The organism is Collinsella sp. CLA-ER-H4, assembly GCF_040092395.1.
Taxonomy (GTDB): Bacteria; Actinomycetota; Coriobacteriia; order Coriobacteriales; family Coriobacteriaceae; genus Collinsella.
Map to the genome: position 1 here is coordinate 291,016 of NZ_JBBNLQ010000002.1, position 15,688 is coordinate 306,703.

Sequence of the window (15,688 nt, forward strand, 5' to 3'; positions counted from 1 at the left end):
GAGCAGGACAAGGCGCCACACATGGTCGAGGACGTTCTGAAAACTAAGCCCGGCCCCCGCCGGACAGGTCAACTTACTCGCAGAGCAGCTTAGCGATCTGGACGGCGTTGGTTGCCGCGCCCTTACGGATTTGGTCGCCGCAGCACCAGAAGGTGATACCGCGCGCGGCCTCGGGGTTCGAGATGTCGCGACGCACGCGACCGACCCAAATCAGGTCCTGGTCGGACGTATCCATCGGCATGGGGAAGCGATCGTGCGCATCCTCGGCAGCCATATCGTCAACCAGCTTGACGCCGGGAGCGGCAGCCAGCGCAGCACGGGCCTCCTCGACCGTAATATCGCGCTCAAACTCGAGCGTAATGCTCTCGGAGTGCGAACGCAGCACGGGCACGCGCACGCAGGTGCAGTTCACGCGCAGCTCGGGCAGGTGCATAATCTTGCGGCCCTCGTTTTGCAGCTTCATCTCCTCGGAGGTAAAGCCCTCCTCCTTGACGCCGCCAATCTGCGGAATCAGGTTGCTCGCCAGCTGGGCGGCAAAAGCGCGCGGCTCGGGAATCTCCTCGCCACGGCCCAGGGCGGCAAGCTGCGCTTCGAGCTCGGCCATACCGGGAGCACCGGCACCAGAAGCCGCCTGATACGTCGAGACGATCATGCGCTTCACGCCGGCAAGCTGATGCAGCGGCCACGTGGGAACCAGGCCGATGATGGTCGCGCAGTTGGGATTGGCGATAAGGCCGTGATGCCATTTGATATCGTCGGCATTGATCTCGGGCACGACCAGCGGCACCTCGGGATCCATGCGGAAGGCGTGGCTGTTGTCGACCACGACGGCGCCGCGCTTGACGGCCTCGGGCAGCAGCTCCTTGGCGATATCGTCGCCGGCAGCGCCGAGCACGATGTCGCAGCCCTCAAAGGCCTCGGGGCAAGCCTCTTCAATCACAACCTGCTCGCCGCGGAACTCAACGGTCTTGCCCGCAGAGCGCGCGCTCGCCAGCAGCTTGAGCTTACCGACCGGAAACTCCTGCTCGTTGAGGCACTCGAGCATCTGGGTGCCCACGGCTCCCGTCGCGCCCAAAATAGCAACCGTGTACTGTTTCATGCTTCCCCCTTTAAAGGTTGTGGCTTTTGCCCGCACGCCGAGCAGGCCGATTATTGTTGCCAGTGTATACAAGAACGGGGCGGGCACGAAACCCGCCCCGTCGAAACGAAACCGAAACGAAACGCCCCGCCGTAGATTTCTGGCACTTGTCCCAAAAATTCACCGGGATGGCAGCTACTTGTGGAGCGTGGCCAGGGCGGGATCGACCGGCGCGGGAGCCTCCAGATCGGAGACCTTCACAATGCCGTTCTCGTCGGAGAAGGCACGGTAGATGGTCTGAATCGCTAGGTCGAAGTCCTTCTCCTCGACACCGATAATGATGTTGATCTCGTCACAGCTCTGCGAAATCATACGCACGCTCACGCCGGCCTGGCCAAGCATGCCAAACAGGTGACCCGAGATACCTGCGCGCCCGCGCAGGTTACGGCCGACGGTCGCGATAAGTGCCAGGCCCTCGACAACCTCGATCTCGAGCGGCTCGACCTCCTGTTGAATGTCGCCCACGAGCGAGTACAGCGAGTCGTGCACATCCTGCTCCTGCACCACGGCGCCAAAGCGGTCGACACCGGTGGGCATGTGCTCGACGGAAACGTCATAGCGCTCGAAGACCGAAAGCGCGCGGCGCATAAAACCGACACGGGGTTTGGTGCGGTCGCGGGCAACGTTGATGGCGACAAAACCGCGCTTGCCGGTCACACCGGTAATGATGGGCTCCGCCTCGCCCTCATCAGCCGTCTCGCTAATGATGGTGCCGGGGTCCTGCGGCGCATTGGTGTTCTTGATGACCAGCGGAATGCCGGCCTCGCGCACGGGGAACACGGCCTCCTCGTGCAGGACGCTCGCACCCATGTACGAAAGCTCGCGCAGCTCCTCGTAGGTAACGCGCGCAATGGGCTGAGCCTCGGGAACAATACGCGGATCAGCAGAATAGAAGCCCGAGACGTCGGTCCAGTTCTCGTACAGATCGGCACCCAGGCACTTGGCCAGAATCGAGCCGGAAATATCGCCGCCGCCACGGTCGAGCAGCTTAATCTGGCCCTCACGCGTCGCGCCGTAGAAACCGGGCATAACAAAGCCGCCCTGCTGACCGTACTCCTGCACCAGCTCGGAGGTGCGATTCATGCTGAGCGTACCGTCGTGATGGAACGCCACAACCGTCGCGGCGTCCAGGAACGGCAGGTCCAGGTACTCGGCCATCAGGCGAGCGGTGAAGTACTCGCCGCGGCTCACGAGCTCCTCGGTAGAGTAGCCGCCCGAGCGGGCACGCTCGGCAAAGGCCGCAAACTCCTCGCGGATGGGATAGGTAAGTCCTAGCTCGTCAGCAATATCAAAGTAGCGCTGGCCAATGTCCTCGAGCAGCTCCTCACACGACACGTGATACTTAACGTGCGCGTTAACCAGGTAGAGCAGGTCGGTCACCTTGGTGTCGCCTTTAAAGCGGCGACCGCAGGCGGAAACCACCACAAAACGGCGGGCAGGGTCGGCATCGACGATGGCCTTGATCTTCTTGAAGTGTTCGGCGTCGGCGACCGACGAGCCGCCAAACTTGGCAATCTTAATCATGGGCTGGAGGTTACCTTTCTAAAAAGCCTCTGCGAACCTGTTTTGCGCGCTCTGATACCATGGTTTCACCGATTGGGACCAAGGCATCCGAGGAGCAGTGTTATATGGGAACTTATCATAGTACACGAGGACGCACTTTATCGTGCTCAAGTAAGGTGGCAATCCGTACCGGCATCGCTCCCGACGGGGGTCTGTTTGTCTCGGACGAGCTTGGCACCCAGCAGGTCGATATCAGCTCGCTTGCAGATAAATCGTACTTTGAAATCGCTCAAGATGTGTTGGGAATGTTACTGAATGATTACACGGCCGAAGAAATTTCGGCGTGTGTCGACGAGGCATACCGCGGCACGTTCGCGAGTGAAGAGGTTACGCCGCTCGTCAAACTCGACGCAGCGCCGGGCGCTGACGCCCCTCAGACCTATGTGATGGAGCTCTTTGGCGGCCCCACAAGCGCCTTCAAGGACGTCGCCCTACAGATGCTCCCCCGCCTGATGGCCCGCACTTCCGCCAAGGACGGCGGCGCCGAGCGCATCATGATCGTCACCGCCACGTCAGGCGACACCGGCAAGGCCGCGCTCGCCGGTTTTGCCGACGCTCCGGGCACGGGCATCACCGTCTTTTATCCCGAGGGCAAGGTCAGCCGCGTCCAGAACCTGCAGATGTCCACGCAGGAGGGCAGCAACGTCGCCGTCTGCGGAATCCGCGGCAACTTTGACGACGCCCAGAGTGCCGTCAAGCGTATCTTTGCCGATAAGGAGCTAGCTGAGCGTCTTGAGGCCGCCGGCACGGTGCTTTCGAGCGCCAACTCCATCAATGTCGGCCGTCTGGTACCGCAGGTCGTCTACTACTTTGCCGCCTATGCGCAGTTGCTGCGCGCCGGCGCCATCGAGGCCGGCGACGCCGTGGAGTTCTGCGTACCGACCGGCAACTTTGGCGATATCCTGGCCGGCTACTATGCCAAGCGCATGGGCCTGCCCGTCGCCAAACTCGTCGTGGCCAGCGACAAGAACAACGTGCTCGCTGACTTCCTGACCACCGGCGTTTACGACCGTAACCGCCCGTTCTTCACGACCATCTCGCCGTCGATGGACATCCTTATTAGCTCCAACCTGGAGCGTATGCTTTATTTCCTGTCCGATGGCGACTGCGAACTCGTTGCCGGCCTTATGGAGCAGCTGGCACAGACTGGTCGCTATGAGGTGCCCGCCGAGCTGCTGGCCAAGATCCAGAGTGTGTTTGGCTGCGGCTGGGCCAGCGAGGACGAGGTCCGCGCTGCCATCAAGAACTGCTGGGATGCAAACGGCTATGTGATCGACCCGCACACCGCTTGCGGCTATCACGTCTTTGAAAAGGTCGCCCCCGCCGAGGGCGCCAAGGCCCGCGTGCTGCTTTCGACCGCCAGCCCCTACAAGTTCCCGCGCGCCTGCTGCGACGCCCTGGGGCTCGACGTTCCCGAAGACGACTTTGAGGCTATGCGCATACTCGAGCAGGCCACCAACACGGTCGCCCCGACCCAGCTCGCCGAACTCGAATCCAAGCCCGTCCGTTTCGAAGACGTCTGCGACGTCGATGAGATGGCCGGCTACGTCGAGTCTGCAGCAAAAAAGATGGCCACCAACTAAACCCCTTATTAAGCGTCGGCGAAAGCCGGCGTACTTTCTTTCATCAGATAACCCCCGGGATGATGACGAACACGCACAGCGTGCCTGGCTGTTTAGTTCGTCGCGAGTTCCGCACGCAAAGGAAAGCACTTAATGTGCTTTCCATCTTGCGCAGGACTGCCCGAGCAGCGAACTAAACAGCCAGGCACGCCAGGAGGACCCACATGATCAAAATCACCGTCCCAGCAACCAGCGCCAACTTGGGCATTGGATACGATACCCTCGGCATGGCCGTCAGCCTCTATTCGCACTTCACCTTCGAGCGCGCCGATAAGCTCACCATCACCGGATGCCCCGAGGAGTTCCAAAACGAGAACAACCTGGTCTACGTCAGCTTTGTCGATGCGCTGGCCGCATGGGGCGAGCCGGCCTTCCCCGTCGCTATCGACATCCAGACCGACGTGCCCGTCGCCCGCGGCCTGGGTTCCAGCTCCACCTGCGTCGTCGCCGGCATCATGGCGGCCGCCGCGCTGACGGGCCACACCGTCGACCGTGCCGAGCTCGTCCGCATCGCCACCGAGGTCGAGGGGCATCCCGATAACGTCGCTCCCGCCATCCTTGGCGGCGCCGTCTGCTCCTTTACGCCGACTGATTCGCTCCCCCAGTGCCTGCGCTACGAGGTGAGCGATCGCTTGCGTTTTATTACCGTGATTCCGCCCTACGAGGTACATACGAGCGAGGCGCGCAAGGTCGTGCCGCAGGAGATTCCGCTCTCCACCGCCGTGTGGCAGATGGGCCGTATCGCCGGCATGACGCGCGGCCTGGAGACCGGCGACCTTGACCTGATTGCCGCCGCCAACGACGACCGCATCCAGGAGCCCTATCGCCGCCGCCTCATCCCCGACTACAACGCCGTGCGCGACACCTGCCTTAACGGAGGCGCCAAGACCATCTGGATCAGTGGCTCCGGCTCGACCCTCATGGCCGTGACTGACGACACCATCGTGGCAAAGTTCCTACAGGTCAAGCTGCGCGAGCAGTTCCCCAAGTGCGACACGCACATTCTGACGTGCGACACCGAGGGCGCTCAAATCGAGTACCTGTAGGCATCGCCGGTCGACCCCACCGAGCCGCCCAAGGGCATCCCCTTAAAAACGTCCTCGCACTTGAGGCCCGCTTATCCTGCTCCTTCGGAGCCGTGGATAAGCGGGCCTCGTGCTGCGGAATGTTTTTAAGGGGATGCCCTTGGGCGGCCCTACAACAACATTGCCGGCGATGTCTACAGGGACCCACGCTTTGAAGGGGCGCCGGGCTGATAGCCTGCCTTTTATTGATAGGGGCGCTTATTAGAGGCAGGCCTCGGCGATGCGCTTTTTGAGTTCGTCGATACCGGTGCCGGTTTGGGAGCTTGTGATGATTACGTTTTCGGCCGGGACGTTGAGCTGCTTTTTGATGGCTGCTGCCTGGCGGGCCTGCTGGGTGCGGCTGAGCTTGTCGGCTTTGGTGAGGCAAACGATAAAGTTGAACTCGTTGCCCTGCAGGTAGTCGATCATGTCATGATCGAGCTTGCTAGGGTCGTGACGAATGTCAACCAGCGAAACGACCAGGTTAAAGCTGCGCTCGGAGTCAAAGAAGTCACCAATGAGCTCGGCCCAGCGGTCGCGCTCAGCCTTGGAACGGCGGGCGAAACCGTAGCCCGGCAAGTCGACAAAGTGCACGTCATCGGCCTCAAAGAAGTTGATGTTGCTCGTCTTGCCCGGCGTACTGGAAACCTTGACTAGGTTCTTGCGGCCAAATAGCTTGTTCATAATCGACGACTTGCCCACGTTGGAGCGGCCGACAAAGCTCACCTCGGGGCAGGTGGACTCGGGAATCTGCGAAACCTTGCCATAGCTGGCGACGAACTTGGCAAGCTGGTAGTTAATTGAATCGGCCATGGACACTCCTTGGTCGTAGGTTCTTACAAATAGACGCGCTATTGCGCAGCGGCAATGCGGCGGACGATATCGAGCGTAATGTCACTTGCGACACGCGCGTACTCGAACAGATCGAACTCTCGCTCGCAAATTGCATCGTACGCCTCGTCACAATTATCGCTGATAGCGCGCAACACCAGGCAATCGACACCATTTTTGGTTGCGACATGGGCAATTGCCGCGCCCTCCATGCCGACACAATCGGCATGCGTCGCCTCGATAGCGTCGTTGCGCATGGTGGCGCCCGTCACAAAGCGGTTACCCGTGGCAATCGTGCCGACCAGGAACTGCTTGGTGCCCTCGTTCGAAGCGACTGCATTTTTCGAAGCGTCAACAAACCCACGCTCAGCAAGCACGTCGGCGGCAATATCGACCAGCGCGGGCGTCGAGCCAAACTCCTCGAGCCCCGGTGCAGACTCGGCGATAAGCGCGGTATCGGTATCCAGATAGCGTAGGCGTTTGCCAATGACCACATCGTCGATATGGAGCTTGGGGTTCAAACCGCCCGCAATGCCAGAAAACACAACAGCCTGCGGAGCATACTTGCTAATGAGGTGCTGTGTTGCAGCAGCGGCGTTCACCGTGCCCATGCCCGCCGTTGTGGCGACAACTGTCAGGCCGTCGAGCTCACCGCTCACAACGGTCAAGCCTGCCTCCCGTGCCTCGCAAACGTCGCTCAGCTCTTCCTTAATCTGCATGATCTCTTTTTCGAGCGCACCGATAATCGCGATGGTAGCCATACCATTCCCCAAACCTATACGAAATTCTCAACCAAGGTATGGTACCAGCATTTTGTTTGACCTCGCCAAACGAACACGCTAAGCCAGTGCAGCTCGGATATCATAAAGGGGCAAAAATGGCACGCTAGCCGATGGCGTTTTTGAGTTCGGCGCGGCGCTTTTTCATGCCCGTCATGACGGCATTGCGCAACTCGGGCATGCGCGCGGTATCCATCTGGGGCACGCCCTCGAGCTTATAGGGAATGCCCAGTTGCTCGTACTTGACGACACCCATCGTGTGATACGGCAGCATTTCCAGGCCCACCACGTTGTGCCATGGAGCGATGAGGCGACCGAGCTTCTCGCACTCCTCCACCGTGTCGGTAATGCCCGGCACAACCACGTGGCGGATAACGACCTTGATATTGCGACGTGCAAGCTCATCGCCAAACGCCAGGATGCGTGCGGGATCACAACCGGTCAGCTTTTTATGCTCGACCGGGTCGGCATGCTTAATATCGAGCAGTACCATGTCGGTCTCGTTGAGCACGGCATCGAACTTCTCGGGATGCTGAGGGTCGAAGGCGTAGCCACAGCTATCCAGGCAGGTATGCACACGACCATCGGGGTTGTTGTGCATTGCACGGAACAGGTCGGCCAAAAACTCGGGCTGCAGAAGCGGCTCGCCGCCCGAAACCGTAATTCCGCCGCTGCGATAGAACTCGTGGTTACTCTGGAACTCATCCATGAGGTGCTCGACGGTCACCATCGTGCCGCCGTTGACCGACCAGGTATCGGGATTGTGGCAATACGCGCAGCGCATGGGACAGCCCTGAACAAACACCACAAAGCGGATGCCGGGTCCGTCGACCGTTCCCATCGTCTCGATTGAATGCACGCGGCCAAGGGCAAACGCAGAGTCCTCGGGACGAGCGTCCACACCCTCAAGCGTCATTTCTGCCATTCGCGCTACCTTGCCTCTCCTTGGATGCAACCAATTAAAATGCCAGAGCCATTCTAGCCCATACGCATGATGGTGAAATGGTTTAGCGGTCAATTGGGCTGTTCTATTTGACCCAACGCAAGAGCGGCGGGAGGGTTATCGCAACCCGCCCGCCGCCGTGGCAATAGAAATCGATAGACGCCAGGCCTTACGCCTTAAGCGTAAGCACCGCGCCGAAGGCGGTCGGGCCGCAATGGCTCGAGATGACGCCGCCGACCTGAGTCCAGGTAATGTCCTTAAAGCCAAGATCGTGTGCATAGACTTCCATGTCGTCGCGCAACTCCTCGGAAAGACCCACCGAATACGCCAGGCCAATATGCGAGTAGTCGATCTCGCCCTTCTCTACCATGTGATCAATAAAGGCACGGGCGCATTTGAGCATAGAGCCGCGGAACTTCTTGGTCGCCACAAACTTACCGCCCGTTACCTCAATGCAGGGCTTAATCTTGAGCAGGTGGGCGCCAAGGAACGCGACGTTTGACAAGCGACCACCTGCCTTAAGGAAGGCAAGGTCGGTAGGAACAAAGCCCAACAGCACGCGGTCCATGACGGAATTCGTAAATGCAAAGATCTCGTCGACGGTGGCATCGGGGTGAGCCTCGATGTATTTGGCGGTCTCGACGACAACGAGCGACTGGCCCACCGAGACAAAGCGCGTGTCCATGGAGAACACGTAGTCGCGCCCCTGAGCCGCAATCTTAGAGGACTGATGCGAACAGGTCGTGGCCTCGGAATATGCAAGATGCAAAATAGTCGCGTCGGGCTGCTCGGCATGGATGCGGTCGTACACATGCGCAAAATCCGCTGGCGAACAGCCACTGGTCTTGGGCATCACGCCAAACTCGTTGCAGCGCGAATAAATCTCGAGCGGATCGATCGAGCCGTCCTCGACGGTCTCGTCACCAATCGTGACACGCATAGGCACGCGCACGATGCCGTAGCGCTCGCAGAGCTCCGGCGTTACATCCGACCCAGACTCAACCACGATTACGTACTTGCCCATTATTATCACGACCCATCTCGACATTGGCTTTTCAATACATGGCACGCGTCGCCGCACTGTTGCACAACGGCGGCAGAGCGCCAAAGAGACGCCGCCCCTTGCACACAACAAAGGACAGCGTCTCCCTGGAAAACTCCGTGCTTATCTGAGATTCTACACGGTTTATTAAGGAGTGTTACTTATTCCGCAAACGGTCGCTATACGCGATAAGCGGTAGCTGGCCGCGGCAACTGCGACACATTCCGCCCAACAAGTCCAATCGTGCTCCATGCACGGTTAATGAGCGAGGCGGTAGAAATCCATCGACGCCGCACCCTCGGCGTGCAGCTCCATCGCCGGAACCGCCGGCGAATAGGTACGGCTCGTAAGTGCTGCCTCGCCACCGTTGGCAAAAATCTCGACCATCGTAGCGTCCGAAAGCACGCGCAGGTCGCGAAGCTCGCTGAGCTCGATCGACCTCTGGTCGCGCCCATAGCCTTCGTCACCCATGTCGAGGGCAAGCATCCCGTCCGTATAGCGTACAAAGACACCCTTGCGAATCTCGAGCTCGACCATCTTGGCTCCCTCACAGGAAACCACAAGATCAAACAGGCGACCCGGCTCCTCAACGGTTTCACCGCCTACAGCACGAACGCAATTGCCGCGCATTCTCTCAATCTCGTGCGCCGGTTGCTGGCAGAGCTTGCCGCCGCGCATGCTCAACTCTCGCGGCACCGTCAACGCGCACTGCCACCCGCGCGCCACCGTCGGGTTTTCCGCCGTCGCATCGGGGCAACCCGACCATCCGATCATCAATCGCCGGCCTGCAGCATCCTCAAAGGACTGCGGAGCATAGAAATCAAAACCGGCATCGACCATCGGGGGCATGCCCTTCCCGACGATTTTAAAGCTCGGCGCCTCCCAATCGGCCTCGATGGGGAACCACACGCACTGATGCGGATTGCGGTAACGCCAACCATCGGCAGGCACACCCTGCGGACAGCAAACGAGAATAAGCTCGCCATCGAGCTCAAACAGATCGGGGCACTCCCACATAAAGCCAAACTTCTCGCCCAACTCAATGCGCGTCGCATAGCCCCAGTCCTCTAGATCACGCGAGGTATAGACAAGCACGCACCCGCGATCGTCTTTCGTACGAGCGCCGAGAACCATGTAGTAGATACCGTCGTGTTCAAGGATCTTGGGGTCGCGCACGTGCGTACCGATATCGTCGGGGTAATCGACCGGCCCAACAGCTATGCGCTTCTCGCCCAATTCGTCGGGATTCTCGGCAACCATATGAATTTGGTTTTGCTCACGGCCCGTCAACACGTAGTCGTAATCATCACGGTCAAAATGCTTAACGTTGCCGGTATAGAAGTAGTGAATCTTGCCATCACGTACAAAGGCAGAACCAGAATACGCTCCACTCGAATCCAAATCGGAATCGGGGAACAGCACGGGGCCGTGATTCTCGTACGTCACAAAATCCTTTGTCGTCAGATGGTTCCAAAGCACTGGACCGCCATGCGCAGCATCGAACGGATCGTATTGATGATAGATGTGATACGTATCACCAATCTGAACCAAACCATTGGGGTCGTTGAGCCAGCCAAGCTCAGGCTCCACATGGAACAAAAGCCTATCGGGGTCGGATGCGATGCGAGCCGCCGTCTCATCCTGTCCGGCACGCCACTGCTCATAGTCCGCGCGTGTCACCTTATTTTTTTGATTAAACATCGCCGTTGACTTTCTCGTCTATGGGAAAGGACGCTCGACTCGCACGAGCCGAACGCCCTTCCCCAAATGGACTTATCCGCACATTACGCTGAACGGCTCAACTAGAAGCTAACGTCGAAGCCAGCGCCAGCGCCCTCTTCATCGGTGGTCGGCACGCCCTTTGCCTTGTTGTAGGCAAAGATCAAGACGATCGGCACGATGAAGGCGATGAGATTGCCAGCCACATACCACACGAGCGTCTCGGGCGTGACGATGAGCAGGCCAAGCACGCCGGTCAGACCCTGACCGATGGCGCGCACCTCAAAGAGCTTCACGAAGGCACCGCCGCAGCCTGCACCGATGCAAGCGCAGATGAACGGGATGATCGAGTAGCGCATGTTTGCAGCAAAGATTGCGGGCTCGGAGATACCGACCAGCGTCGGGATAAAGGACGACATGCAGATGTTGCGCTCTTTGGAATGCTTCTTGTGAATGAGGTACATGCCGATGGCGCCGCCGCCCTGGGCGATGATGGAAACCGACCAGATGGCCTGGATGTAGTTGAAGCCAGTCGTGGCAACGAGGTTTGCCTCGATACCCTGGATGAACTGATGCGTACCGGTAACGACAAGCGGCTGCAGGAACGCGGCGAAGACAAAGGCACCAAAGACGCCCATCCTGTTGTACAGGATATCGATTACGCCGGCGAGGACGTCGCCGATCAGGTTGCCGAGCGGGCCGAACACGATGAACAGGGCGACGTTAGCAAGAATCAGGGTAACGGTCGGGACAAAGACGAACGAAACGACCTCGGGGATGTACTTCTGGGCAATCTTTTCGACCTTGGCCATAAACCAGGCAGTCAGGATTGCAGGGAACACGCCACCCTGGAAAGCAACCATGGGAATGGAGAGCGGACCAAAGTTCCAGTACTCAGCACCCGTCGGGTCCATAACGAACGTGTTGCGGTTCATAAGGCTCGGGTGAACCATGACGATACCGACGAGGATGCCCAGAATCGGGTTACCGCCAAAACGCTTCACCGCGCTGTACATAACCAGGACAGGCAGGTAGTCAAACGTGGTGGCGATAATGGCAAAGAAGCTTGCGAGGTTCTTGAGGAACTCGCTGTGATCGGCAAGGCTGCCCTCCATGCCAAAGAGGCCGTTGGCAACGATCAGCGACTTAAGGCCGATGATGATAGCGGCGCCGACGAAGGCGGGAATGATGGGGATAAAGATGTCCGAGAATACCTTGAGGACCGAGAAGAACTTGCCCTTCTTGTCCGCCTCGGCGCCCTTGACCTCGGAAGCGCTGATCTCCTTAACGCCCGTCAGAGCCATAAACTCATCGTAGACCTTGTTGACGGTACCGGTACCGAAGATGATCATGAGCTGGCCGCTGTTGTACAGCACGCCCTTGACGCCATCGATGTTCTCGAGCTCGGCCTTGTTGTACTTGCTCGTATCCTTGAGCACCAGACGCAGACGCGTAACGCAATGCGTGGCGCCCTCGATGTTCTCCAAACCGCCGACGTTATCGACGACTTGCTGAGACACTACTTTGTAGTCCATGTTCCTCTCCATTCCTTTACGAAATCATAAGACGTTTTGATGCCATTACAGAGACGCGATCGTTGCATTTGCGCACTTGAGCGTACCGTCGGTGACCGTCAGCGCCACACCCTGGCCCTGCTTATTGCAGAAGCGCGCGTTAAGCGCAACATCATCGACAAAGATGGTCGCGATATCGTCGTCAACGACCAGGCGCACATGATGAGTGCCCTCGCCCTTAAAGAACAACGGACGCTCGAGGCCCATGTTGTTGACCTGGAACCACGGATACTGGGGGGCCGCCGTAAACTCGAGCTTGCCCTCACGCAGGTTGGCGCGGAACTCATAGGCAAGACCGGACTCGGCGTCCTCGGCAAGCTTCACCGAGAAGCCGGCAGCGTCACCGGCGAGCTCGATGTCGGCATCGAGCATATAGGTGGAACCGGCATCCGCGGCGAGCACCTGCTCGACCTTGCCCGACTCGCAGGAAAGCTCAAAGGCCTCGACTGCCTTAGCCTCGCCAAAGGCGCCAAGCATGCTGTCGGGGAGCTTGGTGCCGAGCGTTCCGTCAGCACGCTGAACGATCTCGAGAGGCATAAAGGTGCCACCCCACAGGTAAGAGCTGGGGTCACCGCCCTCGTCACGCGTAGGAACCCAACCAAAGAGAACGCGGCGCTCGCCATCAAATGCGGTACGCGCGGCATAGTACGCGCGGCCATCGAAGGAATCGTCCGCAGGAGTGATCCAAGGACCGTTGATAGAGCGAGACATGCGGTAACGGGTCTTGTTGCCATCACTGTACTCGGAGAACACCAGATACCACCAGTCGCCCATCTTAAAGAGATCAGGCATCTCGAACATGGTGTACAGGCCCGGATTCCACCAGTCGCCCTGGAACTCCCAGGTATCCAGGTCCTTGGAGGTGAACTTGACCAGACGACCGGTCATCAGACGCTTGTCCTCGCCCACACGCGTGCCGAGGATGAGCATGTACTCTTCGTTCTCCTCATCCCAAAGCACAAAGGGATCGCGCCAGTTGCGGTCATCGTAACCCTCCTGGGGCGGAAGCAGCGTCTCGGCGATGTTCTTCTCCCACTTGACGGCGTCGTCACTCGTTGCGTGAAGAAGAACCTGCTTCATCAAGCGTGCCTTGACCTTATCGCGATTGCAACCAGTGTAGAGCGCATGGTACTTGTCGCCCACCTTAAACACCGTGCCGGCATAAACATACTGGTCGACTTCCTCGTCGCCGCCACGCTCAAGGCTCTCGCCAAAGTCTTTGTAATTGACGAAGTCCTTGGTTGTCGCGAGTGCCCAGCCAAACGGCTCTCCGAAAGGTCCGGGGTTTCGCGTGTCACGCTGATGGTAGAGATAGAACGTGCCGTCCTCGCCGTACGGCATGATGTCGCCTACCCAAATTCCCTCAGGCTGGTAATACACCTTGTGCATCCGAGACTTCCTTTCTCACGAGATACTAACTCGGTACAACTGCAAGATATGTCAATCGTTTTCATATGTCAAACGTTTTCACACCAATACGTCTTTTCGCAGTTCCAGTCGTCGGCAAACGGTTGACATATGCCGGCGAACGGTCATCAGAGGTGTTTGAGGAATTCTTTTGGCACGGGATGAACTACGCGGTTTTACCCTCAATGAGTTCAACGGGGAGCTTGATATTCGATTCGGGCTTTTCGCCGTTAATAAGAGCAATGATGGATTGCGCCGCGAGCTCTCCGATGCGATCGATATCTTGGCGTACGGTTGTTAAGTCAGGCATAAACGTCATAGTGCGGCGGGCACCATCCGCGCCCACGACCTTAATATCGCCCGGAGCGCTCAAGCCGCGCTGCTTCATCACGTTAAGACAGATAGCCGCCATCGTGTCGTCTCCCGCAAAGATGCCGTCAATATCGGGGTTCTCATCGAGGATCTTCGCAACGACCGCGCTCTTTTCGTCGTCGGGCTTAACGAACTCAACCTCACGGACAAGCGCGGGCAAACCGGCCTGCTCAACAACATCGAGGTAGGCATCGGTACGCTTATTGGCAGGCATGCGCATGCGGCTATTGCTGCGCAGGCACAGGATGCGTGAACATCCGTCATCGATCAGGCGACGCGTGGCAAGTTCGCCGATGCTATAGCTGTCGCTCGCAATCTGAACAGAGGCTTCGCCAAGGTCGCAGTCGATACCAACCAGACTCAAGCCCATCTCGGCATACGCCTCGGCACCGATATTAAGCGAGTTGACGATGACGCCATCAACCATATTGCGTCGAAGCATGTCGATATAAGAGCGCTCAAGCTCGGGTCGATTGGCGGTATTGCACAGCAGCATCTTAAAACCGTTTTCGGCCAGGGTATGCTCAATGACTTGAACCACTTGGGCATGAAACGGACTGCTGACATAGGGGACGATCATACCGATAAGATTCAGGCGACCGTTGAGCATGGCACGGGCGATATCGTTGGGCGTATAGTTGATGCGCTTCATCGCGGCATGGACCTTATCGCGGGTCTCTTGGCTAATATAGCCGTGATTATTAAGCACGCGAGATACCGTAGTAGGCGAAACCCCCGCCACCGCTGCAACTTCCTTGATGCCAGGCTTAGCCGTATCCTTAGAACGAGCACTCTCGCGAGCCATAGCACCCTCCCCCATCAACATGTCATACGTTTACATACGAACAAAGCATACCCCAACAAGAGCGGGAAGACGGTAACAGTACAAGTAAGTAAACGACTCATCCAAATAATCAGAAGAGTTCCGCCTAAAGGGTGACTACACAGGACCCCCGCCGGGCCTGTTTGGGCTACCTCTCAAAACATTCCGCACTGATATTTTCTGTATTGAAGACGTCGATGATGCACCCGTATACCATTGACGTCGACACCATCAGATGCGGACCGCGCGGTGACCCCACATTCCGCTGGCGCCCACAGGGCTGCCCTCGTTTCCTGACATGTCCCGCGCGGGCCGCGGCGAGCCGAGACCGCCGCATGACCTAATAGGAGCATGGAGCGATACCGCGGACCCGAACAACCGCATTCTATCGCGCCCCGTCAGTGTGCCGTCTGCCCGGTCCAGGCGAGCACGGAAAGAACGGAGCGAGACATGAGAACCGAATCGACACCCGGCGCCCGCGGGCCGGTCTTCTGCGGGGTCGACACCCACGCCGACTCGCACTGGCTGTGCGTCCTCGACTGGAGGGGCCGCAAGGTCCTGTCCCGCCGGTTCCCCGCCGACGCGGCGGGATACGAGGCGCTCGCCGGGGCGATCGCGGCGGCCGGGGAGCCGGCCTGCGTCGCGATGGAGGGGACGTCGTCCTACGGGGCGGGCCTCACCAGGTGTTAGCGTCAATCTATTTTTCACCAGTTTCGCTAAGCAGGCGCGCCGTTCGCGCAAAGGCGGTTTCACCGGTTGCGCTAACGTATTTTCACCGATTCCGGTCACGGCTTGACGGGGCCGTCCCTCG

13 protein-coding genes are annotated in these 15,688 nt (G+C 58.8%); 3 read left to right on the forward strand and 10 right to left on the reverse strand.

Annotated features, from left to right (window positions below; genetic code table 11):
- Positions 1-73 precede the first annotated feature (73 nt).
- Positions 74-1,099, reverse strand: a complete 1,026-nt coding sequence (locus AAAX34_RS03350) for an aspartate-semialdehyde dehydrogenase (RefSeq protein WP_035137626.1) — start codon at positions 1,097-1,099, stop codon at positions 74-76.
- Between the two features lie 174 nt (positions 1,100-1,273).
- The gene (locus AAAX34_RS03355; protein WP_035137628.1) at positions 1,274-2,662 is read right to left on the reverse strand and encodes an aspartate kinase; all 1,389 of its coding nucleotides are present in this window, start codon (positions 2,660-2,662) and stop codon (positions 1,274-1,276) included.
- A gap of 104 nt (positions 2,663-2,766) precedes the next feature.
- On the opposite strand from AAAX34_RS03355, the gene thrC reads away from it, so the two are divergent.
- Together thrC and thrB are read left to right on the forward strand one after the other, a co-directional pair.
- Complete coding sequence (gene thrC, locus AAAX34_RS03360; protein WP_349109960.1) at positions 2,767-4,284, forward strand: threonine synthase; 1,518 nt, start codon at positions 2,767-2,769, stop codon at positions 4,282-4,284.
- 203 nt (positions 4,285-4,487) lie between these two features.
- Positions 4,488-5,369: a homoserine kinase gene (gene thrB / locus AAAX34_RS03365; RefSeq protein WP_006234874.1), complete on the forward strand. Its 882-nt coding sequence runs from the start codon at positions 4,488-4,490 to the stop codon at positions 5,367-5,369.
- Between the two features lie 240 nt (positions 5,370-5,609).
- On the opposite strand, the gene yihA is transcribed toward thrB, so the two are convergent.
- From yihA to AAAX34_RS03405, 8 genes are all read right to left on the reverse strand, one after another.
- Positions 5,610-6,200 carry a ribosome biogenesis GTP-binding protein YihA/YsxC gene (gene yihA, locus AAAX34_RS03370; protein ID WP_006234871.1) on the reverse strand — a complete coding sequence of 197 codons (591 nt, stop codon included), beginning with the start codon at positions 6,198-6,200 and terminating at the stop codon, positions 5,610-5,612.
- A 38-nt stretch (positions 6,201-6,238) separates the two neighbouring features.
- Entirely contained in the window at positions 6,239-6,979 is a 741-nt protein-coding gene (gene mtnN / locus AAAX34_RS03375; RefSeq protein ID WP_006234870.1) for a 5'-methylthioadenosine/S-adenosylhomocysteine nucleosidase, read from the reverse strand.
- A gap of 124 nt (positions 6,980-7,103) precedes the next feature.
- The gene (gene pflA / locus AAAX34_RS03380) at positions 7,104-7,922 is read right to left on the reverse strand and encodes a pyruvate formate-lyase-activating protein (RefSeq protein ID WP_349109961.1); all 819 of its coding nucleotides are present in this window, start codon (positions 7,920-7,922) and stop codon (positions 7,104-7,106) included.
- 187 nt (positions 7,923-8,109) lie between these two features.
- On the reverse strand, positions 8,110-8,964 hold the full coding sequence (locus tag AAAX34_RS03385) for a DegV family protein (RefSeq protein WP_349109962.1): 855 nt from the start codon (positions 8,962-8,964) through the stop codon (positions 8,110-8,112).
- Between the two features lie 276 nt (positions 8,965-9,240).
- A complete protein-coding gene (locus tag AAAX34_RS03390; RefSeq protein WP_349109963.1) occupies positions 9,241-10,683 on the reverse strand; it encodes a glycoside hydrolase family 32 protein in 1,443 nt (480 codons plus the stop codon).
- 101 nt (positions 10,684-10,784) lie between these two features.
- Positions 10,785-12,236, reverse strand: coding sequence for a PTS transporter subunit EIIC (locus AAAX34_RS03395; protein ID WP_349109964.1), 1,452 nt, complete (start codon positions 12,234-12,236; stop codon positions 10,785-10,787).
- A 45-nt stretch (positions 12,237-12,281) separates the two neighbouring features.
- Complete coding sequence (locus tag AAAX34_RS03400) at positions 12,282-13,664, reverse strand: family 43 glycosylhydrolase (protein ID WP_117743236.1); 1,383 nt, start codon at positions 13,662-13,664, stop codon at positions 12,282-12,284.
- 184 nt (positions 13,665-13,848) lie between these two features.
- The gene (locus AAAX34_RS03405) at positions 13,849-14,859 is read right to left on the reverse strand and encodes a LacI family DNA-binding transcriptional regulator (RefSeq protein WP_349109965.1); all 1,011 of its coding nucleotides are present in this window, start codon (positions 14,857-14,859) and stop codon (positions 13,849-13,851) included.
- A 468-nt stretch (positions 14,860-15,327) separates the two neighbouring features.
- Between AAAX34_RS03405 and AAAX34_RS03410 the strand changes: the two genes are divergently transcribed.
- Positions 15,328-15,567 carry a transposase gene (locus tag AAAX34_RS03410; protein ID WP_349109966.1) on the forward strand — a complete coding sequence of 80 codons (240 nt, stop codon included), beginning with the start codon at positions 15,328-15,330 and terminating at the stop codon, positions 15,565-15,567.
- Positions 15,568-15,688 lie beyond the last annotated feature (121 nt).